We start from the raw sequence: 20,846 nt of genomic DNA, 5'->3' as shown, positions 1-20,846 counted from the left end.
ACGACGCGGGTGCGCGGAGTGCCCTCCCGGGGCCGGTCGGGGAGTGCGGGATTGCGGACAGCGCCCGTCCGCAAGCGGGTCTAGCGTGCCGGTATGACGAAGACGAGCCTTCGCGCCCTCAACCGCGCCACCCTCGGCCGTCAGCTCCTGCTGCGCCGCTCGCCGCTGTCCGCCAAGGCGGCCGTCGAGCATCTCGTCGGGCTCCAGGCGCAGAACGTCAAGCCCCCGTACTACGCGCTCGCCGCCCGCCTGGAGGGCTTCGTCCCCGAACACCTCTCGCGGCTCATGGCCGACCGCGAGACGGTCCGCATCGTCACCCTGCGCTCCACCCTCCACACCCACACCGCCGACGACTGCCTCACGCTGCGCCCGCTGGTGCAGCCCGCCCGCGACCGCGAGCTCACCGCCTTCCGCAAGGGCCTCGCCGGAGTCTGCCTGGATCGTCTCACCGAGCTCGCCCGCGAACTCGTCGAGGCCGCACCCCGCACCATGAAGCAGCTGCGCGAGGCCCTGCTCGCCGAGTGGCCGGACGCCGATCCCCAGGCCCTCGCCGTCGCCGCCCGCTGCCTGCTGCCCCTCGTACAGGTCACCCCGCGGGGCCTGTGGGGCCGAAGCGGCGCGGTCGCGCTCACCACCGCCGAGCACTGGCTCGGCCGCCCCGCCGGGCCGGCCCCCGCCCCGGACGCCACGGTCCTGCGCTACCTCGCCGCGTTCGGGCCCGCCTCCGTCAAGGACATGCAGACCTGGGCCGGTCTGACCCGGCTGCGCGACGCCTTCGAACGCCTGCGGCCACGGCTTGTCACCTTCCGCGCCCCGGACGGCGCCGAGCTCTTCGACCTCCCCGACGCGCCCCGGCCCGACCCGGACACCCCGGCCCCGCCGCGTTTCCTGCCCGAGTTCGACAACCTGCTCCTCTCCCACGCCGACCGCACCCGGCTCGTGCCCCCCGCCCTCAAGGGCCGCACCTGGGTGGGCAATCAGGCCCAGCGCACGCTGCTCGTCGACGGGTTCCTCGCGGGGGTGTGGAAGCAGACGGACGACGCGCTCGTCATCGAGCCGTTCGGCGCCCTGACGCGGGCGCAGCGCGACGAGGTGCGGGAGGAGGGGGAGCGGATGCTCGCGACGCTGCATCCGGGGGCCGCGTACGACATCCGTTTCGGGGCCGTGGTGCGACCGTGACGTCCCGGCCGCCGTGCAGCGGGGCACCGGCCGTCGCGCGGTGCCCGCGGCTCAGTCCGCCCGTCCCGTCACCGCCACGGTCAGCCCCAGCCCGATCATCGTGAACCCGCCCGCGCCGCCGATCAGTGACAGACGGCGGTCCGAGCGGGCGAACCAGGCGCGCGCCGCGGACGCGGTCAGCCCCCACATGGTGTCCGTGATCAGGCCGATCGCGATCGGGACCAGCCCCAGCGCGAGCATTTGCAGCGGCACATGACCCGTCGAGTGGTTCACGAACTGGGGGAGCACGGCGGCGAAGAACACGACGCCCTTCGGGTTGGTGGCGCCGACCAGGACGCCGTCCAGGACCGTGCGCAGATCACCGCGCGCGGGGCCCGCGGGCTCCGCGCGGATCGCCGACGCCCTCAGCCGCCCGCGGTGCCGGAACGCCTGCACGCCCAGGAAGACCAGATACACGGCGCCCGCCAGTTTCACCGCCAGGTAGAGGGCCACCGAGCGCTCCACCAGCGACCCGACGCCCACCGCGACCGCCACCACCAGGAGGTAGGAGCCGACGACGTTGCCGAGGGCGGTCGCCACGGCGGTGCGGCGGCCGTGGGCCAGGGCGCGGCCGATCACGAACAGGACGCTCGGCCCCGGGATCACGATCACCAGCAGGGACATCGCGGCGAAGGCCAGGAGTCGGTCCGTGGACACCATGCTCATCACTTCCCTCCGACGTCCATGGAAACAGGCCCCGCCGGGGCGGGGCCATGCACCTGCGGCGACTCGTTCGTTCCGGTGGAGCCGGGGGAGGGGGAGCGGGCAGTGGAAAGGGGGCGTTGCGGGCCGCTCGTGGAGGCCCGCAACGCCCCCCGGTATCTACCTGAGGGATGACTCAGGAGCTTGCAGGGTGTTACGAGTTGACCTGGGCCGTCACCAGGTTCGAGAAGGTGGTCAGCCGGGTGTAGACACCCGGGTAACCGGCCTCGGCGCAGCCGTTGCCCCACGACGTGATGCCCGCCAGGACGCCCCCGATGAGCAGGGGACCGCCGCTGTCACCCTGGCAGGTGTCCACACCGCCGGAGGAGTAGCCGGCGCACACCATGTCGCTCGCGATGAAGTCCGAGCCGTACGAGCTCGCGCAGCTGGAGTCCGACACGGTCGGCACGGTGGCGGTGCGCAGCTGGTTGGAGGAGCTGCCGCCCGCGGAGGTGGTACCCCAGCCGATGATCCGGGCGGTGGTGCCGGCCGCGTACACGCCCGTCTGGGAGGACGAGACGTACGACGCCGTGGTGTACGGCATGGACGTGGACAGGGTCAGCACGGCCACGTCGTCACCGTTGGTGGCGTCCGTGTAGCTCGGGTTGATCCATATCTTGCTGACCTTGCTGACCGTGCCGTTCGTGCCGTTCCGGTAGGTGCGGCCGCCGACCACACGGACGCTGCTGGTGGTCTCGCCGACCATGCAGTGCGCCGCGGTGACGACCTTCTTGGGCGCGACCAGGGTGCCGCCGCAGAACTGGAAACCGGAGGCGTCCGTGATCTGCATCATGAACGGGTACGCGGTCGTCGTGGTGGTCGTGCCGCCGACGATCGGCTGGGGCGCGGCGACGGCGCCGGGGGCACCCAGCAGCACGGTCGTCGCGGCGGCTGCGGTGGCCACGAGGGCGGCAGCGGCTTTCTTGGCGCGGTTGAGCCCGAACATGAGTCTCCTCGGGTTGCCGGTGGGGGGTTCGCAGGGTGGGGGGTGGTGCATGGGGGTCGCGGGACCGACCCCCATGTGTCCGGCGAGCGGCACGCCCCTTACGCTAGAAGCAGGGCGGGCTCTCCCCCAATGAGGGAACCCCCTAGCGCAGTTGGGCAGGGATAACCCTCGGTCTGCGCGCGTAAACCCACCCCACGGCAGGCCCGGGGCGGTGGTTCAGCCGGAGCGGTGCCCCGCGGCCAGCCGCACGATGTCCACCCGCGACCGGATCCCCAGCTTGCGGTAGACCCGGGTCAGCGTGGCCTCCACGGTCTTCACGCTGATGAACAGGCGTGCCGCGATCTCCCGGTTCGTCGCGCCCTCCATGACCAGCGCGGCCACCTGACGCTCGGTCGCGGCGAGGATGTCGAGCGCGGCCCCGGCCAGCGACGGCCGGGCCGGACCCGTGACCATCGCCGTCTCCACCTGGCGCAGCCACGGCATCGCGCGGCAGCGGCGGAACAGACGCGCCGCCTCGTCGTACGAAGTCGGTCCCGGCCGTTGGGTACGAAGACCCGCCAGCGCGTACGCCGCCCGCGCCTCCTCCAGGCCGTAGCCCAGTTTCGCCAGCCGGTCCTGAGCCGACGCCAACTGCCGTGCGGCCGTGTCGGTCTCACCGCGCGCGGCGCGCACCAGCGCCTCGGCCCGGTCCAGCACCGCCAGTACGCTCTCACGCCCGAGCCGCAGCGCCCGGGTGCGGGTGTCGTCGATGACGTCCTGCGCCTCGGCCGGCTCCCCGACGGCGACCAGCGCCTCGGCCAGGTCGCCGTGCCAGCGCCCCCGGGCCGGGTCGACGATCCCGAGCCCCGCCTCCAACTCGCGTACCCGGCGCAGGGATCGCACCGTTCCGGACGCGTCCCCGGCCACCAGTTCGGCGTGGCCCAGCGCGGCCAGCGCCCGCGACAGGTACAGCACGTCGCCGTCCTCCTCGGCGCGCGCCACGGCCTCCCGCGCAAGGGCCAGCGCCCGGTCCACCTCGCCGCCCGCGGCCTCCGCGAGCGAGGTGAGCATGGCGCTCGCGGCCTCCCCGATCCCGGTGTCGCGGGCCAGCCGCAGGCTCTCCCGGGCCAGGTCGAGCGCGCGCCCGCAGTGCCCGGCGCGCAGTTCGGTCTCGGCGAGGCCCCGCAGGAAGTGCACCTCGGCCTCGACCATCCCGCGCCGCCGCACCTCGCGCAGCAATGCGCTGATCGTCTTGCGCGCCTCGCCCAGTTGGTCGCTCATGATCAGCCAGCGGAACCGTACGGCCCCCGCGCCGTTGTGGTCGCACGCCACCCGGGGGTCCTGCGGCTCCTTCAGCGCGCGCTTGATGGTGGCGGGCGCGTTCGGATGCCCCATCAGCGTCTCCGTCTGCGCCTGGAAGGCCAGGGCCAGCAGTTCGTTGCGCCGGTCGCCGGCCCGGGCCGCCAGGTCGGCGGCGAGCGCGCCCTCCTCCCGGGCCCGGTCGAAGTCGCCCTCCACGAGCACCGCCCGCCAGGCGAGTTGGTAGTGCACCAGGGTGAGCAGCCCGGGGTCGTCGCCCGCGTCGGCCAGCGCCTGCGGGAAGACGGCGTCGACCTCGGCCATGGCGTGCCCGGCGGCGTCGATGACGATCATCCAGGCCCGCACCCGGTCCGAGGGATCGGTCGCGTGGTCCAGCACCTCGTGGGCGATGTCCCGGGCGAAGTCGGTCTCCCCGGCGGTGAGCGCGTCCGCGGCCGCCTGCAGCCGCCGCTCGTGGGGACCCGGTACCGCGTCCACCGGGGTGTGCCGGGCCGCGAGCAGCCCGAGCTCCGCCGCCACCGACGGCGCGCCCCGGTCGCGGGCCGCGGCGGCGGCCTCACCGAGGCGGTCGGCCACCTGCGGATCCCTGCCGGTGGTGGCGAGCGCCAGGTGCCGGGCCCGCTCGATCGGATCGGAGGCCGCCGTCGACAGCGCGGCGTGCGCGGCCCGCCGCTCCTGGGCGCTCGCCTCCGCGTACAGCGCGGCCGATATCAGGGGGTGGGCGAACCGTACGACCGGTGCGTCCCGCTCCGTCACCAGCAGGCCGAGCGCGGCGGCCTGCGCGGTCTCCGCCTCCGCGTTCTCGCGGCCCGCCGCGCGCAGCAGGGCCGGGGTGGGGCGCGCCCCCGCGCTGGCCACCAGCAGTGTGCGGCGGGCCTCCGGGGACAGTGCCCCCAGCCGGTTGAGGACCAGGGTGCGCAGCGAGGTCGGCACGGGCAGCGGTTCGCCGGGGCTCGGCGGGGTCGTGCTCTCGAACAGGGCACGGCCCAGTTCCAGCGCGAACAGCGGGTTGCCGCCGCTGGTGCGGTGGATGTCCCGGACGGTGGAGCGGGGCAGGTCGGTGTAGCCGCGGTGGTCGAGGAGCTGGGCGACCTGGGCGCGCGAGAAGGGGTTGACCCTGACCGCGAGCGTGTCGGGCGGGGCCGCGCGCAGATAGCGGTCGTGTTCCTGACCGTGCGGCTCGGTCTGCGTGCGCACCGCGCACAGCATCCGCACCGGCGTGTCGCCGAGGCGGCGCGCGGCGAAGCCCAGGAGTTCGGTGCTGGCCGGATCCAGCCACTGGAGGTCGTCGGCGACGATCAGGACGGGCCCGCGGGCGGCGAGCGCGCGCAGCGTCGACAGCACCGCGAGACGCAGGGCGAGACCGTCCCGCTGCAGCGTGGACTCGCCGCGGCCGGTCAGCGCGGACTCCAGGGCGGTGCGCTGCGGGGTGGGCAACTGGGAGGCGACCTCGTCCACGACGAGCCCCAGGAGGTCGGCCAGGGCCAGGAAGGGAAGATGGGATTCGGACTCGGTCGCCGAGCAGCGCAGCACGGTGCGCACGCCTTCGGCGCATTCCGCGGCCAGCGCCCGCAGCACGGTCGACTTTCCGATTCCGGCCGGGCCGTGCACCAGGACACTGCCCCCGCCGACGAGCTGCGCGCGGGCCCCGGCCATCAGCTCCTCCCGGCCGATGACCACGTCGGAGCGGGGTCTGGCAGGCTCCCTGAAGTCCCGTCGCACGGTCACCGCTCCCCTCGTGGTCCGTGTGTCGCCTCCCGGCCAATATTAGGCAACCACTCATTGAATTTCGGACAGACGACGTGGTGAGCGATATAACACGCCATCGTCGCCGGGGAATTCGCGGGGGTCACGAATACCGGACGAACCGGCCGCCGGAGAGAGTGCAAAAAGGGCGGGTGGGGGCCAATCCGCCGGAAGCCGTGCGGCACGGAGCGCCCGCGCGCCAGGGCGCTACGGCAGCGCCCCGGCCCGCCGGGCCGCGACCACCGCCTCCCACCTCGTGTGCGCGCCCAGTTTCCGCATGGCCGACCGCAGATACCCCTTCACGGTCTCCGGGCGCAGCCCCAGGAGGTCCGCGGTCGCCGCATTGGTCGAGCCCACCGCCACGCACGACAGGACGTCCACCTCCCGCGGCGACAGCTCCACGGCCCGTGCGGAGGGGCCGGCGGACGTGGCCCCGGCCAGCCGCCCGCACACCTGGAGGATCTCGGCCCGCAGCACCGGGTCCTCGACCCGCTGGGCCAGGGTCCGCAGCGTGCCGTGTGCCTCGCGGACCTGCTCCCACGCCGCGCCTTCCGGGGCGGGCTCCCGCACCGCCGTCAGCAGGGCACGCGCCTCGTCCCGGGCCACCAGGGCCTGCTCCACGTCCCGCGCCGCCTCCACGGCCGCGGCCAGCGTGCGGTCGCCCAGCTGCTGGGCCGTCCGCAGGGCCCCGTACAGCACGCCGCGCACCCGGCGGCGGACGACGACCGGCACCGCCAGCACCGACCGCAGGCCCTCGGTCGCCACCGCCACGTCGTACTCGTGGCTGATCTGCCGTGAGGCGGAGTAGTCCGTGACCGCGCACGGCCGGGCCAGCGCCGCCACCTTCCCGCCGAGGCCGTTGCCGGAGACGACGGCGAGCGACCGGAGCGCCGTCGTCGCATTGCCGCTCAGTTCGCTGATGCGAATCTGCGGCCGCCCGGCCTCCACCAGACCGCCGAAGGCGACCGGCAGCCCCGTCGCACGCCGCAGCCGCACCAGCGCGCCCCGCACCTCCACCACCTCGGCTGCGTCAGCTGCCACGTCCTCGCCCCTTCGTCGCGGCGTACCCCCGTTCGGGGGTGGTGAGACCTTCATCAGGGATTACACGATGTCCGACGGCTGTCCGGCAATGAGGAGGACACATGACGGCGAACACCGATGCCATCGACGCGACGGACGCGTTCCGGACCGCGCGGGACTTCCTGCTGGCGCACCGGGAAGACTATGCCACGGCGTACGAGGGCTTCCGCTGGCCGCGTCCGGCGTACTTCAACTGGGCGCTCGACTGGTTCGACGTCATCGCAGAGGGCAACGACCGCACCGCGCTGCACATCGTGGAGGAGGACGGCGCCACCACCCGGCTGTCCTTCGCCGAGATGTCCGAGCGCTCGAACCGGGTCGCCAACCGGCTGCGCGCGTGGGGGGTGCGGGCCGAGGACCGCATCCTGGTCATGCTCGGCAACCAGGCCGAGCTGTGGGAGACCGCGCTGGCCGCGATGAAGCTGCGCGCGGTCGTCATCCCGGCCACCCCGCTGCTCGGCCCCGCCGACCTGTCCGACCGCGTCGACCGGGGCCGGGTCCGCCATGTCGTCGTGCGTTCAGGGGACGCCGCCAAGTTCGACGACGTGCCGGGGGACTACACCCGGATCGCGGTCGGGGGCGCGCCCGAGGGCTGGCATGCCTACGAGGACGCGTACACGGCCGAGGCGGCCTTCGTGCCGGACGGGCCCACGCACGCCGACGACCCGCTGATGCTCTACTTCACCTCGGGCACCACCGCACGCCCGAAGCTGGTCGAGCACACCCATGTCTCGTACCCGATCGGCCACCTGGCGACGATGTACTGGATCGGCCTCAAGCCCGGGGACGTGCACCTGAACATCTCCTCGCCCGGCTGGGCGAAGCACGCCTGGTCGAACCTGTTCGCCCCGTGGAACGCGGAGGCGACCGTGTTCCTGCACAACTACACCCGCTTCGACGCCCCCCGGCTGATGGCCGAGATGGACCGCGCGGGCGTGACCACCTTCTGCGCCCCGCCGACCGTGTGGCGCATGCTCATCCAGGCCGACCTGAGCCGGCTGCGCACGCCCCCGCGTGAGGCGGTCGCCGCCGGCGAGCCGCTCAACCCCGAGGTCATCGAGCAGGTGCGACGGGCCTGGGGGGTGACCATCCGGGACGGCTTCGGACAGACGGAGACCGCCGTGCAGGTCTCCAACAGCCCCGGTCAGCGGCTGAAGACCGGCTCGATGGGCCGCCCCAGCCCGGGCTTCCGGGTCGAACTGCTCGACCCGGTGACCGGGGCGCCGGGCGCGGCGGAGGGCGAGATCTCCCTGGACCTGTCCGCGCAGCCCGTCGGCCTGATGACCGGCTACCACGGCGACCCCGACCGCACGGCCGAGGCCATGGCGGGCGGCTACTACCGGACGGGCGACATCGGCGCACGGGACGAGGACGGGTACATCACCTACGTCGGGCGGGCCGACGACGTCTTCAAGGCATCCGACTACAAGATCTCCCCCTTCGAGCTGGAGAGCGCCCTCCTGGAACACGAGGCGGTGGCCGAGGCGGCCGTGGTGCCCGCCCCGGACGAGCTGCGCCTCGCCGTCCCGAAGGCGTACATCGTGCTCGCCGCGGGCTGGGAACCCGGTCCGGACACCGCGAAGGTCCTCTTCGAGCACTCCCGCGAGGTGCTGGCCCCCTACAAGCGCATCCGCCGGCTGGAGTTCGCCGACCTGCCCAAGACCGTCTCCGGCAAGATCCGCCGGATCGAGCTGCGCGAGGCCACGGCCGCCGGCTCCCAGAACGAGTACCGCGAGGAGGACTTCCGATGACCGAACTGTCGTACACGCACGGGACCGGCACGACGCCGCTGCTCGGCGACACCATCGGCGCCAACCTCGACCGTGCGATCGCCGCGTACCCCGACCGCGACGCGCTGGTGGACGTGCCGTCCGGGCGCCGCTGGACGTACGCCGAGTTCGGCGCCGCCGTGGACGAGGTGGCGCTGGGACTGCTCGCCAAGGGTGTGCGCAAGGGCGACCGGGTCGGCATCTGGGCGATCAACTGCCCGGAGTGGGTGCTCGTCCAGTACGCCACGGCCCGCCTCGGCGTGATCATGGTGAACATCAACCCCGCCTACCGCTCCCACGAGCTGGAGTACGTGCTGGGGCAGGCCGGGATCTCGCTCCTGATCGCCTCCCTCGCGCACAAGACGAGCGACTACCGCGCCCTCGTGGACGAGGTCCGCGGCCGCTGTCCCGAACTGCGCGAGACGGTCTACATCGGGGACCCGTCCTGGGACGCGCTCACGGCGGGCGCCGCCTCGGTGCCGCGCGAGCAACTGGCGTCCATCGCCGCCGAGTTGAGTTGCGACGACCCGGTCAACATCCAGTACACCTCGGGCACCACCGGCTTCCCCAAGGGCGCCACGCTCTCGCACCACAACATCCTGAACAACGGCTACTGGGTGGGCCGCACCGTCGGCTACACCGAGCAGGACCGGGTGTGCCTGCCCGTGCCCTTCTACCACTGCTTCGGCATGGTGATGGGCAACCTCGGCGCCACCTCGCACGGCGCCTGCATCGTCATCCCGGCGCCGTCCTTCGAGCCGGCGGCCACGCTGCGGGCGGTGCAGCAGGAGCGCTGCACGTCCCTGTACGGCGTGCCGACGATGTTCATCGCCGAGCTGAACCTGCCCGACTTCGCCGCGTACGACCTGTCGTCCCTGCGGACCGGCATCATGGCGGGCTCGCCCTGCCCGGTCGAGGTGATGAAGCGGGTGGTCGCCGAGATGCACATGGAGGAGGTGTCCATCTGCTACGGCATGACCGAGACCTCGCCGGTGTCCCTGCAGACGCGGATGGACGACGACCTGGAGCACCGCACCGCGACCGTGGGCCGGGTCCTCCCGCACATCGAGGTCAAGATCGTCGACCCGGCGACCGGGGTGACCCTGCCGCGCGGCTCGGCGGGGGAGCTGTGCACCCGCGGCTACAGCGTCATGCTGGGCTACTGGAACGAGCCCGAGAAGACCGCGGAGGCCGTGGACCCCGGCCGCTGGATGCACACCGGCGACCTGGCGACGATGCACGAGGACGGCTACGTCGAGATCGTCGGCCGGATCAAGGACATGATCATCCGCGGGGGTGAGAACGTCTATCCGCGCGAGATCGAGGAGTTCCTGTACGCGCATCCGAAGATCGCCGACGTCCAGGTGGTCGGGATTCCGCACGAGCGGTACGGCGAGGAGGTGCTCGCCTGCGTGATCCCGCGTGATCCCGCCGACCCGCTGACGCTGGAGGAACTGCGGGCCTTCTGCGAGGAACGGCTCGCGCACTACAAGATCCCGAGCAGGCTGCGGATCCTCGACTCCTTCCCGATGACGGTCTCGGGCAAGGTGCGCAAGATCGAGCTGCGGGAGACGTACGCCGCGCAGGAGTGAGGCGCGGGAGCGGCGCGTGCGGAGGCGGTTCAGGCCCGGTCGGCGACCAGTTCGTCGGCCGGGCCGTTGACCGGTCGCGGTGTGCCGCTCGGACCGAGGACGAAGAGCGGCACACCGAGGCGGTCGGCGATCCGGAGGGCGTCGTCGGCGTAGCCCGAGAGCGAGAAGTACACGGAGCGCGCGGACTCCGACAGGGCGGTGAGCCACAGGCATTCCACGTCCCGCGCCGAGGCCGGTGCCGCCGTCGGGTCCACCTGCGCCAGGATGCCGCGCCCCGCGAGGCCGATCCCCTTCGGCTGCCGCTGGTCGGCACGCCGGATGTCGCGGTGGCCGAGCCGGTGCAGACAGAGCGCGGCCGCGGTGACGGCGTCCCGCGCGGTGCGTACGGCGACGGGCCGGAAGGCGGTCCACGGCGGTACAGGGCCCTCGTCGCGGCCGGGCGGCGGGCCGCCCTCGCCCGCCGGAACCGACGGGCCCGGAGGTCGCACCGCCCCACTGACCGGAACCCGCAGGATCGTCCCGCAGGGGCAGCTCACCTCCGGCTGCGGCCACAGGTCCTCGCGACCGCAGGCCGCGCAGCGGACCGCGGTCCAGTCGTCGTCCCAGGTGCGGTGGGTGACGACGGAGGGTGCCGAGCGGCGGTCCAGCGGCGGGGCGACCGGGGCGCCGCAGGCGCAGGGGTAGGACGGCGCGGTGAAGAGGTGCTCCCGGCGGCAGACCGGACAGCGCACCGGCACGCTCTCGGGCATGGCCCACTCCAAGGCGTCGCATCGGGACGGGGTCCCATGGTGCCCCCGGCGACCGCCTCGTGTCCGCCGCTTGGTCCAGCGCGGACCCCGGTGTGGGGCCGTCTTGACGCTCGCCACACCCCGACTTACATTGCTTCCAGATAGTAGAAATCAAATTCCACTATACGGAATAATGTGTGCTCACCGTGGGGCGCGACGGGAGCGCGCATCCGACGGCCGAAGCAGGAGTCCCCATGGCTCGTACGACCGCAGCCCGCGCCGCAGTCGAGATCCTCAAACGCGAGGGCGTCACCCACGCGTTCGGCGTCCCGGGCGCCGCGATCAACCCGTTCTACGCGGCGCTGAAGGCGTCCGGCGGTATCCACCACACACTCGCCCGCCATGTCGAGGGCGCCTCCCACATGGCCGAGGGCTATACCCGTACGCGCCACGGCAACATCGGCGTGTGCATCGGCACTTCCGGCCCGGGCGGCACCGACATGATCACCGGCCTGTACTCCGCGACCGGTGACTCGATCCCCATCCTCTGCATCACCGGGCAGGCCCCGACCGGGGCCCTCCACAAGGAGGACTTCCAGGCGGTCGACATCGCCTCGATCGCGCGGCCGGTCACGAAGTCGGCCGTCACCGTCCTCGAGGCCGCGCAGGTTCCCGGCACCTTCCAGCAGGCGTTCCACCTGATGCGCTCCGGCCGTCCCGGCCCCGTCCTCGTCGACCTGCCCGTCGACGTCCAGCTCACCGAGATCGAGTTCGACCCGGAGACGTACGAGCCGCTCCCCGTCCACAAGCCGGCCGCGACCCGGGCCCAGATCGAGAAGGCGTTCGCGCTCCTCACCTCCTGCGCGCGTCCGCTGATCGTCGCCGGCGGCGGCGTCGTCAACGCCGACGCCTGCGACCTGCTGGCCGAGTTCGTCGAGCTGACGGGCACTCCCGTGGTGCCGACCCTCATGGGCTGGGGCGCCCTCCCCGACGACCACCCGCTCAACGCCGGCATGGTCGGCCTGCAGACCTCGCACCGCTACGGCAACGCGACCTTCCTGGAGTCCGACTTCGTCCTCGGCATCGGCAACCGCTGGGCCAACCGGCACACCGGCAGGCTCGACGTCTACACGAAGGGCCGGACCTTCGTCCACGTCGACATCGAACCCACCCAGATCGGCAGGATCTTCGCCCCCGACTACGGCATCACCTCCGACGCGAAGGCGGCTCTGGAGCTGTTCGTCGAGGTGGCACGGGAGGCCAGGGCCGCGGGCGTGCTGCCCGACCGCTCCGGCTGGGCCGCCGCCGCGCAGGAGCGGAAGGCCCGCCTCGGGCGCCGTACACACTTCGACGACGTCCCGATCAAACCGCAGCGCGTCTACGAGGAGATGAACAAGGCGTTCGGACCCGGCACCCGCTACGTCTCCGCGATCGGCCTCTCCCAGATCGCCGGCGCCCAGACGCTGCACGTCTTCAGGCCACGCCACTGGATCAACTGCGGCCAGGCGGGGCCCCTCGGCTGGACCGTCCCGGCCGCCCTCGGCGTGGCCACGGCCGACCCGGAGGCGTCGGTCGTCGCCCTGTCCGGCGACTACGACTTCCAGTTCATGATCGAGGAACTCGCCGTCGGCGCCCAGCACCGGATCCCCTACGTCCACGTCCTGGTGAACAACGCCTACCTGGGCCTGATCCGCCAGGCACAGCGCGCCTTCGACATGGACTTCCAGGTCGATCTGGAGTTTGAGAACATCAACTCCCCGGAGCTGGGCGTCTACGGCGTCGACCACGTGAAGGTCGCCGAGGGCCTGGGCTGCAAGGCGATCCGGGTGACCGACCCCGGCGAACTGGGCGCCGCCTTCGAGCAGGCCGCGAAGCTCGCCGCCGAGTTCCGCGTACCGGTCGTCGTGGAGGCGATCCTGGAGCGCGTCACCGACATCCCCATGTCGACCACCAACGACATCGGCGACGTCGTCGAATTCGGGGAGAGCGCCTAGCGGTCGCCGGGGCAGCGGCGGGGACCTAACCCGGGCAGGCGCCCCCGCGCCGCCGACGGGCCGCGCGTTCCCGCCGCGCCGGCACGACGGAGCCGACGGCGCGGACCGGGCGGTGCGACGGTCAGCCGCCCGGCGGGGGGCCGGAGATGGCGGCCCGCGGGCGACTCGGGGCGCGCTTGGCGGCGTACTCGTCCGCGGTGACGGACAGGGACTCCGCGAGCTGGCGCAGATAGGAGATGAGCCGCTCCGTCTCCTCCGGGCCGCCCTCGGCCGCCTGGGTGCTCTTCTCCCAGGCCTGCTGCAGGACCGCCTCGGCCTGTGCCCGCGCGGCCCGCACCATGTTCCGGGCCTGTTGGCGGGCGACGGTGACGGTCTGCTCGGCCGCCTGCTGGGCGCGGGCCTGCTGCAGGACGGCGTCCACGGTCGGTACGCCCGTCGGACCGGTGCCGTCGCCGATGTTGTTCGCGCGGATCCAGTCGCGGTGGCGCTGCATGTCCGTCCGCAGCCGGTCGTTCTCCTCCGTCAACTCGATCAGGGCAGAGGCACAGCGGCGCAGGGCGTCGTGCACCGCCTCCTCGCTGTAGCCGCGCCGGGTCAGGGCGGCGCGGGGGAAGGTCATCGAGCGCAGTGCCTCGGGGGTCACCCGTTGCTCCCCCGGATGGTGTACTCCTGTCCTGTTCATGTATCTCCGATCACCGAGCGTCTTCGAAGTGCAGCAAGTCGTGGGGCACACCCGCGCCCGCCAGGTCGCGTACCGTCGCGGAGACCATGGCCGGCGAGCCGCAGACGTAGAAGGAGCGCCCGTGCCAGCCCGCGGCCCGCAGGACGGGGCCTGCGAGGCTGCGGTTCTCGAAGGTACCGGCGTCCGCGCCGACCAGCGGCGTGAGCCGGCACCAGGGGTGGGCCGCCGCCAACTGCCTCAGAGCGGGCATGTCGTACAGGCCCCGCGCGTCGCGTGCCCCGACGAACAGGTCCACCCGCCGCTGCGGCCCGCGCTGGGCGATCTCCTCGACCAGGGCGCGCAGCGGGGCCAGTCCGGTACCCCCGGCGATCAGCACCAGGTCGCGGCCGCCGGACGCCTGGAGCGTGAGCCGGTCGCCGACCGGCGCTCCCAGCCGCAGCACGTCCCCTCGTCGCAGTCCGTAGACCAGGGCCGGGCTGACCAGACCACCGTCGACGGCACGCACGTGCAACTCGACCGTCCCGTCGGCGCGCGCCGCGGTGGCCGGGGTGAACGACCGCCAGGTGCTCGGCAGCGTCGGGGTCTCCACCATGACGGACTGCCCGGCCAGGTACGTCATCGGATGGTCCAGGCGCAGCGTGATGACCGCCAGGTCGAAGCCACGTTGCTCGTGGTGCACCACCTCGGCGTTCCACCACGGCGGATTCATCCTGCCGTCGGCCTCCGCGGCCTCCACCATGGTGCGGGCCACCAGGGTGTACGCCTCGGTCCAGCCGTGTTGCAGCTCCGGGGTCCATGCCTCGCCCAGGAAATACGCCAGCGTGGCCAGCAGGGCCTGCCCCACCGCCTCGTAGTGCTGCGCCACCACCTGGAACTTCCGGTGGTCGCGGCCCAGTTGCTGCAGAAAGGGGACGAGCTGATCCGGGTTGTCCGCCTCCGCGACGATCCGGCCCAGGGCGGCGACGAGGCGATCACGCTGCGCGCCCATGGCGATCGGGAACATCGGCCGGACCTCCGGCGCAATGAGGAACAGGTAGGAGTAGAAGTACCGCGGTACCTCGTCCCCGGACTTGCCCACCAGGGCGAAGGAGTCTCTCAATGCCTGGGAATCGCTCATGTCCGCCCTCCGGTGGCTGATATCAGGGGTGACCTCCACAGTGATGGGGAGCCGTTCGACGGCTCGTCAGAAGTCAGTTCGCTGGGGCCGGGTCAGCGCGCCGCGGCCTCGCCGGCCGAGACCATGGTGCTGCTGATCACGCCGTAGACCGCCGTCCAGGACTCCTCGACGGCCGGTGTCCACGCGTCGCCCGCGTACTGGCGCAAGGCGGCGATCAGGCTCTCGCCCACGGCCGGGTAGTGCTCCGCCAGCGCGCCGTAGCCGGCGTGGCGGCGCCCCAGGTTCTGCAGCATGCCTATGAGCGTGTCGGTGTTCTCCAGGTTGGCGACCAGGGCACCCAGCGCGGCCCACAGGCGGTCGCGCTGCTCATCGAGGTGAGCGGCGAACAGTGGGCGCACGCCGGGGTGGTGGGCGAACAGGTGGTCGTAGAAGTACTCGGTGAGCTGCGGCCCGTGGGGCTCGACGGCCGCGAAGCTGCTCCGGATGAGTGAGGGGTCTGCGGTCATGCGTGCCGACTGTAGCCAGACGCCCACGGGTCGAACAAGCTGGGTCCGAGAGGGCCGCACAGTGGTGCAGGCGGGGCCGGGCAGCGGCGGTAACCATGGCTGAAGCCACGACGAAGGCAATCCCAACCCGCCTGGAAGCGCACGCGAGTTGGGGAAAACCAGGGCGCTGTGACCTTTGCCATATAGGAATTGAGTGCGCCTCTTCGGCTACACTGCCGTGCCGACCGGGTCAGCCGGTCCTGCGCGCCACACCCCCGTAGAATCCGATCTCCTCGGATCCTGCGGGCGGCGGGCCGTCGGGGCGCCAGAACGGGACCTGGGCCAGGCCGGGTTCGACCAGCTGGAAGCCGGTGAAGAACCGCTCGATCTCGGCACGGGAGCGCAGGTTCAGGGTGGCGGTCGCCTTGTTGTAGACGGCCTGGGCGTCGCTGCGGTCGGCGAAGTCGTCCGTGGCGTGCGACAGCACCAGGAAGCTGCCGGCCGGCAGCGCGTCGCGCAGGGTGGCGACGATCCGGTCGGGGTTCTCCGCGTCGGTGAGGAAGTGGACGACGGCGACGAGGAGCAGGGCGACCGGCTCGTCGAAGTCGATGACCCGGCGGACGTCGGGGTGGTCCACGATGGACCGCGGGTCGCGCAGATCGGCGAGCACGATGCTGGTCGAGCCGGAGCGGCTGAGCAGCGCGTCGCCATGCACCTTCACGATCGGGTCGTTGTCGACGTACGCGACGCGCACGTCCGGCGCCACCTCGTGGGCGATCTCGTGCACGTTCGGCGAGGTGGGCAGCCCGGTGCCGATGTCGAGGATCTGGCGGACGCCACTGCCGACGACATGACGGACGGCACGCCGCAGGAAGGCGCGGTTGGCCCGCAGGCCCATCCGCACCTCGGGCGCGACGGCGGCGAGTTCGTCGCCCGCCCGCTGGTCCACCTCGTAGTTGTCCTTGCCGCCCAGCAGGTAGTCGTAGATCCGCGCGGGATGCGGCCTGCTGGTGTCGATGTCCTCGGCGCGAAAGCCGCCCTGTCTCACCCTGCGCTCCTCTCGGCACCCGCCACGGCCCACCGGCCCGCGAACGGCTGACGTCAGCTTCCCACATCAACTTCTGTACACGTGCCACCAGTTCCCGGCACCGGCACCGCGAGCGGCTCCCGCGCAGGCCGGCGGCGGTGGCAGCGCTGTCAGTGCCCGCGCCTAGGGTCCGGCGCATGACGACCGAACTGGTGGAGAGTTCCTGGGACCGCATCGACGGATGGCTGCGGGAGCACGCCCCGCGCACCCTCGCCTCGCTCGGGCCGCCCGCGGCGGACGAGGAGATACGGGCGGCGGAGCAGGAGCTGGACGTCGCCTTCCACCCCGACCTGGTCGCTTCGCTGCGCCGGCACAACGGTGCGCAGGACCGCCCGGAGGCATTCCGGTTCCCCACGTACGACCGACTGTCGGGTGTGCGGGAGATCGTCGAGGCGGCCCGGTTCCTGAGGGGCGTCGCCGCCGACCTGGACGAGGAGTGGGGCGAGGAGGACGAGGACGGCTCCGAACGCTACTGGCATCACGGCTACCTCAAGTTCGGCTCCTACGACGTCACCGCTGACGGCCTGACGATCGACTGCCGGCCAGGGAGCGGCTCGTACGGCGCGATCGGGCGGTTCTTCGACGAGAGCGGCACCAGCTTCGGACGCGCCGAGTCGCTGGGCGCCTGTCTGGCGGACGTGGCGGGCAGACTGGAGGGCGGCCCTGCGTTCCAGGGGCGCGGTGTGCGTCCGGTGACGTTCAACGGCCGGCTGATCTGGGCGGACGAGGGTGTCGCCCGTCCGGGATGGGGCAGCGCCGACGATCCGCTTCCCGCCGCCGGGGCGAAGATCCCCCGGCTGGATCTGCCCTCGGGCCCGCCTCAGCCGCTGAAAGCGGTCTACTTGCTCGGGCTGGAGGAACTCGGTGCGCTGGTCGCCACCCTGCCCCGGGAGCGGGTGGCCCGGGCGGCCCTGAGCCAGATGCGCAGGCTGGCCGTCGAGACCGGGCTGGCCAAGTACGCCGAGGTCACGCAGGCCCTGGATGCGGCGGAGCGGGGCGAGGCCGTCCCGATGGGCCAGGACGGTCCGCTGGGGCTGCGGTTGCGCGCGGTGATCGCTCAGGCGACGTCACTCCAGGACAGCCATCGGCGGTGGGCGGCCGAGGCCATGGTGGTCGCGATGTGGGGGTTGCCGCAGCGGGCGGTGGAGAAGATCGCGAGCTCACGCAGCGGTCTGAGCGCCGAGTGGCGCGACGAGCTGCTGGAGGACCTCGGCGGCCCACCCGTACCACCCGCGCCGGACGACCTGTTCTGGGCCGGGCTGCGCAACCCGGACATCGATGCCGGCTGGTACGCGGCGCGTCACCGCCCGGACGAGGACTGACGGGCGGTCCCTTTTTCCTTCGTGACATCCTGTGCTGTCACAGGATGCCGGACGGCGGGCAGAGTCCGGAGGTTACGGGGACGATGGATGAAGCTCTGCTTTCTGCTGGAGGAGCAGTACCGCCACGACGGCATGCCCGTCGAGGTGATCCGCCAACTGACCTCGTGGGGACACCAGGTGGACGTGCTGCGGCCGGGCGGTTCGCTGCTGCGCATGACGGAGGCGGTGCAGGCGAGCACCCATGACGCATGGGTCCTCAAGACGGTCTCCGGCGGCCCGGGGCTGACCCTGCTCGAAGCCGCGGCCTCGGCCGGGATGACGACGGTCAACGACGCCCGGTCCATCCGAGGCGTACGGGACAAGGCGCTGGCCGCCGCCATCGGCCGCAGCCGTGGGCTTCCGCTGCCGCAGACCTACGCGGCGGCACGGCCCGAACTGCTCGCCGAGATACCGGCGTCGGAGTACCCGCTGGTGGTCAAGCCCGCCGACGGCAGCGCGGGACGGGCCGTGCACCTGGTGTCGTCGCCCGACCGGCTCGCCACGATGGTCCCCGAACTGGGCGGGGAGGGCATGCTCATCGCCCAGCCGTACGTGGCCAACTCGGGTGTCGACGTCAAGGTGTACAGCGTGGGCGGCGAACTGTACGCGACCGAGCGCCGCTCACCGCTCCACCCGCACCGCGCGGTGCGGGAGCGCCGCGTGCCGCTGTCGGCGGAGGTGGCCGCGATGGTCGCCGAGGTCGGGGTGGTCTACGGTCTCGATCTGTACGGCGTCGACGTGGTGCTGGGACCGGACGGCCCCGTGGTCGTCGACGTGAACGACTTCCCCAGCTTCCGTCAGGTCCCCGACGCGGCGGCGCGCGTGGCACGAGCCGTGCTCGGGCTCGCCCGCCACGGCCGGCCGTCCGCCGCGGCCGAGGCGCCCTCCGCCCGCCCACCGCAACAGCGCGCCGCGGCCGGTGGTGCACCCCTGGCGCTCCGCCCGCACCCCGCGCAGCTCCCCGTGGCGATGGGCGAGAACGTATGAGGGTCGGCCTGATCACGCCGGATGCCGGCCATCCGCTGCTGGCCGCCACCGCGGCGCTGCTCACCCCCGGACATCACGTGGAGACCCTGGATCCGGGAACGGTGACGGAAGCCCCCGAGCCGCTCGCGGACGTCTACCTGCTGAAGTCCCGTACGCCGCGCGCCCTGTCCCTCGCCCGCGCCCTGGAGCGACGCGGCGCCCGGGTGGTCAACTCCGCGGCCGCCACCGCGCTGTGCCAGGACCGTGCGGCGATGGCGGAACACGCCCGGCGGGCCGGGCTCCCGTACGCCGCCACCCGCATGGTCACCACGCCCGCTCGACTGGCCTCCGGCCCACGGCTGTCCGGCCCCGTGGTGGTCAAGAGCCGCCACAGCCGACGGCACGACCTGGTGGCCCGCCTCGACGACGACACCCGGCTGCGGGAGATCGCCGCGACCTGGCCGCACGAGCCGGTCGTGGTCCAGGAGTTCGCGCCGAACAGCGGCTGGGACCACAAACTGTGGGCGATCGGGGACCGGTTGTTCGCCGCGCTGCGCCGCTCCGAACTCTCTCCCGGGGGACGGGGCCCCACCCTGCCGCTCGCCCTGGAGGGCCTGCCGCCCGGCTGGACCGCCCTGGTGCGCCGGGTCGGCGAGGTCTTCGCGCTGGACGTCTACGGCGTGGACGTCATCGACACGGGCGACGGCGCCCCGCTGATCGTGGACATCAACGCCTTCCCCGGAGTCCGGGGCCAGGCCGGCGCTCCGGAGGCCCTCGCGGCACTGGTCCTGTGCGGAGCCGGCCGGCCGTCCGCGGCCGACGGCCGGCCGGGCCACGAGAGCGAGGCGATCTGAGGGACGGTGGGGCGTCGGCCGTCCACCCCGGCCGATGCCGCCTCGGCCGTCCACCCCCGGCCGACGCCGCCGACCCCGGGCTCGGGCACGTCCTTCCCGGCGAACCGCCCCACCCTTCCCCGGCGTCCTCTCCCACGACGGCACGTCCATCTCGTCCACCGGGGGCGTACAGGTGCTGCGGATCCACTTCACCCGCGAGGACGTCGGACGTATCCGTATCGCCGCCGGTCCGGTGCCCGCCTGGGAGATGTTGCTGAGCCTGCACGCGCTGCGCGGGCCGGCCGGCCACGGCGTCTTCGGGCCGTGGCGCGCCAGGACGCTCGGCGCGCTGGACCCCTCCGCGCGCCTGCTCCTGCGGCTCGCCCCACCGCGGGGTTACTCCCCGGACTTCCTCACCCCCGCCGTCGGCGACGATGTCGAGAAGACCGTGGACGCGGTGCAGAGCACGGCCCGGGACAGGCTGCGCACGGATCTGGCACTGCTGGCGGGACAGCTCGGCACGGCGACCTCCTGGATGCGTCCGCTGGCCGACGGCGACCCGGAGGCGCTGCGCCGGGTGGGCGCCGCGATGCGCCGTTACCACCGACAGGCCCTGGACCCTGCCTGGGACGGCATCCGGGCCGTGGTCGCGGCCGAGCGGGCGGCCCGTGCGGCCGACCTGCTCCACGGGGGAGCGGAGCGCATGCTGAGCAGGCTGCACCCGCGGATCCGCTGGGAGCCGCCCGTCCTGTCGGTGGCCTATCCCGTCCCCAAGCAACTGCACCTGCGCGGCCGGGGACTGCTGCTCATCCCGTCCTACTTCTGCTGGGCCCGCCCCATCGCGCTGCGCGACACCCGGTTGGAGCCGGTGCTGGTCTATCCGGCCAACCGTGGCCTGCGGCGCCTGGGGGAGCCGGCGGACACGTCCGACGGCGAAGTCCTGGCCCGCCTGCTCGGGGCCACACGTGCCGCCGTGCTGGAGCAGATCGCCGCGGCCGAGGGGGCCACGGGCGCGGACCTCGTGCGGCGCCTGCGCATCTCGCCCGCCTCGGCGAGCGAACACGCCACCGTGCTGCGGGAGGCCGGCCTCGTCGTCAGCCACCGGATCGCCAACACGGTCGTCCACATGCCGACCCCTCTCGGCCGCGCGATCCTCGACGGCGGCGTCCGGACCCCTCCGTCCCACTCCGTGCTGTCAAGCTTCCCGCCCGCAACGGGGCGGTCTTTCGGCTGAGGCCGAA

The 20,846-nt window shown here is 72.9% G+C and carries 17 protein-coding genes; 8 read left to right on the top strand and 9 right to left on the bottom strand.

Annotated features, from left to right (window positions below):
* Positions 1 to 93 precede the first annotated feature (93 nt).
* Positions 94 to 1,179: a winged helix DNA-binding domain-containing protein gene (locus tag ACFYMU_RS03540; RefSeq protein WP_388367253.1), complete on the top strand. Its 1,086-nt coding sequence runs from the start codon at positions 94 to 96 to the stop codon at positions 1,177 to 1,179.
* A gap of 51 nt (positions 1,180 to 1,230) precedes the next feature.
* Here the strand turns inward: ACFYMU_RS03540 and ACFYMU_RS03535 are convergent, their stop codons facing one another.
* The 4 genes from ACFYMU_RS03535 to ACFYMU_RS03520 form a co-directional block, all read right to left on the bottom strand.
* Complete coding sequence (locus tag ACFYMU_RS03535) at positions 1,231 to 1,878, bottom strand: LysE family translocator (protein ID WP_388367251.1); 648 nt, start codon at positions 1,876 to 1,878, stop codon at positions 1,231 to 1,233.
* Between the two features lie 196 nt (positions 1,879 to 2,074).
* The gene (locus tag ACFYMU_RS03530; protein ID WP_388367250.1) at positions 2,075 to 2,866 is read right to left on the bottom strand and encodes a S1 family peptidase; all 792 of its coding nucleotides are present in this window, start codon (positions 2,864 to 2,866) and stop codon (positions 2,075 to 2,077) included.
* A 216-nt stretch (positions 2,867 to 3,082) separates the two neighbouring features.
* The gene (locus ACFYMU_RS03525) at positions 3,083 to 5,893 is read right to left on the bottom strand and encodes an AAA family ATPase (protein ID WP_388367248.1); all 2,811 of its coding nucleotides are present in this window, start codon (positions 5,891 to 5,893) and stop codon (positions 3,083 to 3,085) included.
* Between the two features lie 225 nt (positions 5,894 to 6,118).
* On the bottom strand, positions 6,119 to 6,952 hold the full coding sequence (locus ACFYMU_RS03520) for a LuxR C-terminal-related transcriptional regulator (protein ID WP_388367246.1): 834 nt from the start codon (positions 6,950 to 6,952) through the stop codon (positions 6,119 to 6,121).
* A 101-nt stretch (positions 6,953 to 7,053) separates the two neighbouring features.
* Here ACFYMU_RS03520 and ACFYMU_RS03515 point away from each other — a divergent pair, with 101 nt between their 5' ends.
* Together ACFYMU_RS03515 and ACFYMU_RS03510 are read left to right on the top strand one after the other, a co-directional pair.
* Positions 7,054 to 8,742: an AMP-binding protein gene (locus tag ACFYMU_RS03515; RefSeq protein WP_388367244.1), complete on the top strand. Its 1,689-nt coding sequence runs from the start codon at positions 7,054 to 7,056 to the stop codon at positions 8,740 to 8,742.
* Positions 8,739 to 10,352, top strand: coding sequence for an AMP-binding protein (locus ACFYMU_RS03510; protein WP_388367242.1), 1,614 nt, complete (start codon positions 8,739 to 8,741; stop codon positions 10,350 to 10,352). Before ACFYMU_RS03515 ends, ACFYMU_RS03510 begins: the two co-directional genes overlap by 4 nt.
* 29 nt (positions 10,353 to 10,381) lie before the next feature.
* On the opposite strand, the gene ACFYMU_RS03505 is transcribed toward ACFYMU_RS03510, so the two are convergent.
* Positions 10,382 to 11,101 carry a hypothetical protein gene (locus ACFYMU_RS03505; RefSeq protein ID WP_388367240.1) on the bottom strand — a complete coding sequence of 240 codons (720 nt, stop codon included), beginning with the start codon at positions 11,099 to 11,101 and terminating at the stop codon, positions 10,382 to 10,384.
* Positions 11,102 to 11,334: 233 nt separating this feature from the next.
* On the opposite strand from ACFYMU_RS03505, the gene gcl reads away from it, so the two are divergent.
* Positions 11,335 to 13,074 (top strand): glyoxylate carboligase, encoded by a 1,740-nt coding sequence (gcl, locus tag ACFYMU_RS03500; RefSeq protein WP_388367239.1) that lies wholly within the window; start codon positions 11,335 to 11,337, stop codon positions 13,072 to 13,074.
* Positions 13,075 to 13,195: 121 nt separating this feature from the next.
* Here the strand turns inward: gcl and ACFYMU_RS03495 are convergent, their stop codons facing one another.
* The 4 genes from ACFYMU_RS03495 to ACFYMU_RS03480 form a co-directional block, all read right to left on the bottom strand.
* Complete coding sequence (locus ACFYMU_RS03495; protein WP_388367238.1) at positions 13,196 to 13,717, bottom strand: DivIVA domain-containing protein; 522 nt, start codon at positions 13,715 to 13,717, stop codon at positions 13,196 to 13,198.
* Between the two features lie 49 nt (positions 13,718 to 13,766).
* The gene (locus ACFYMU_RS03490) at positions 13,767 to 14,873 is read right to left on the bottom strand and encodes a globin domain-containing protein (RefSeq protein ID WP_388367236.1); all 1,107 of its coding nucleotides are present in this window, start codon (positions 14,871 to 14,873) and stop codon (positions 13,767 to 13,769) included.
* 92 nt (positions 14,874 to 14,965) lie between these two features.
* Positions 14,966 to 15,379, bottom strand: a complete 414-nt coding sequence (locus tag ACFYMU_RS03485) for a globin family protein (protein WP_388367234.1) — start codon at positions 15,377 to 15,379, stop codon at positions 14,966 to 14,968.
* 229 nt (positions 15,380 to 15,608) lie between these two features.
* Positions 15,609 to 16,406: an SAM-dependent methyltransferase gene (locus tag ACFYMU_RS03480; protein ID WP_388367232.1), complete on the bottom strand. Its 798-nt coding sequence runs from the start codon at positions 16,404 to 16,406 to the stop codon at positions 15,609 to 15,611.
* 176 nt (positions 16,407 to 16,582) lie between these two features.
* Here ACFYMU_RS03480 and ACFYMU_RS03475 point away from each other — a divergent pair, with 176 nt between their 5' ends.
* The 4 genes from ACFYMU_RS03475 to ACFYMU_RS03460 all read left to right on the top strand — a co-directional run bounded on the left by ACFYMU_RS03475 (position 16,583) and on the right by ACFYMU_RS03460 (position 20,839).
* The gene (locus tag ACFYMU_RS03475; RefSeq protein WP_388367230.1) at positions 16,583 to 17,767 is read left to right on the top strand and encodes an SMI1/KNR4 family protein; all 1,185 of its coding nucleotides are present in this window, start codon (positions 16,583 to 16,585) and stop codon (positions 17,765 to 17,767) included.
* Between the two features lie 87 nt (positions 17,768 to 17,854).
* Positions 17,855 to 18,793 (top strand): RimK family alpha-L-glutamate ligase, encoded by a 939-nt coding sequence (locus tag ACFYMU_RS03470; RefSeq protein WP_388367228.1) that lies wholly within the window; start codon positions 17,855 to 17,857, stop codon positions 18,791 to 18,793.
* Positions 18,790 to 19,626, top strand: a complete 837-nt coding sequence (locus ACFYMU_RS03465) for a RimK family alpha-L-glutamate ligase (RefSeq protein ID WP_388367226.1) — start codon at positions 18,790 to 18,792, stop codon at positions 19,624 to 19,626. The genes ACFYMU_RS03470 and ACFYMU_RS03465 overlap by 4 nt, the downstream gene beginning before the upstream one ends.
* 172 nt (positions 19,627 to 19,798) lie before the next feature.
* Positions 19,799 to 20,839: an ArsR/SmtB family transcription factor gene (locus tag ACFYMU_RS03460; RefSeq protein WP_388367224.1), complete on the top strand. Its 1,041-nt coding sequence runs from the start codon at positions 19,799 to 19,801 to the stop codon at positions 20,837 to 20,839.
* The last annotated feature ends 7 nt before the right edge of the window (positions 20,840 to 20,846 follow it).

Source organism: Streptomyces sp. NPDC007264 (assembly GCF_042869095.1).
Lineage (GTDB): Bacteria > Actinomycetota > Actinomycetes > Streptomycetales > Streptomycetaceae > Streptomyces.
Note: the sequence above shows the minus strand (reverse complement) of the source record. Positions and strands in the feature narration are given on the sequence as shown.

What these genes read in the sequence shown, in the direction of transcription:
- ACFYMU_RS03535 (WP_388367251.1), bottom strand. Translation starts at nt 1,878, where the DNA reads ATGGTGTCCACGGACCGACTCCTGGCCTTCGCCGCGATGTCCCTGCTG.
- ACFYMU_RS03510 (WP_388367242.1), top strand. Translation starts at nt 8,739, where the DNA reads ATGACCGAACTGTCGTACACGCACGGGACCGGCACGACGCCGCTGCTC.
- ACFYMU_RS03470 (WP_388367228.1), top strand. Translation starts at nt 17,855, where the DNA reads ATGAAGCTCTGCTTTCTGCTGGAGGAGCAGTACCGCCACGACGGCATG.
- ACFYMU_RS03475 (WP_388367230.1), top strand. Translation starts at nt 16,583, where the DNA reads ATGACGACCGAACTGGTGGAGAGTTCCTGGGACCGCATCGACGGATGG.
- ACFYMU_RS03490 (WP_388367236.1), bottom strand. Translation starts at nt 14,873, where the DNA reads ATGAGCGATTCCCAGGCATTGAGAGACTCCTTCGCCCTGGTGGGCAAG.
- ACFYMU_RS03485 (WP_388367234.1), bottom strand. Translation starts at nt 15,379, where the DNA reads ATGACCGCAGACCCCTCACTCATCCGGAGCAGCTTCGCGGCCGTCGAG.
- ACFYMU_RS03505 (WP_388367240.1), bottom strand. Translation starts at nt 11,101, where the DNA reads ATGCCCGAGAGCGTGCCGGTGCGCTGTCCGGTCTGCCGCCGGGAGCAC.
- ACFYMU_RS03515 (WP_388367244.1), top strand. Translation starts at nt 7,054, where the DNA reads ATGACGGCGAACACCGATGCCATCGACGCGACGGACGCGTTCCGGACC.
- ACFYMU_RS03465 (WP_388367226.1), top strand. Translation starts at nt 18,790, where the DNA reads ATGAGGGTCGGCCTGATCACGCCGGATGCCGGCCATCCGCTGCTGGCC.
- gcl (WP_388367239.1), top strand. Translation starts at nt 11,335, where the DNA reads ATGGCTCGTACGACCGCAGCCCGCGCCGCAGTCGAGATCCTCAAACGC.
- ACFYMU_RS03540 (WP_388367253.1), top strand. Translation starts at nt 94, where the DNA reads ATGACGAAGACGAGCCTTCGCGCCCTCAACCGCGCCACCCTCGGCCGT.
- ACFYMU_RS03530 (WP_388367250.1), bottom strand. Translation starts at nt 2,866, where the DNA reads ATGTTCGGGCTCAACCGCGCCAAGAAAGCCGCTGCCGCCCTCGTGGCC.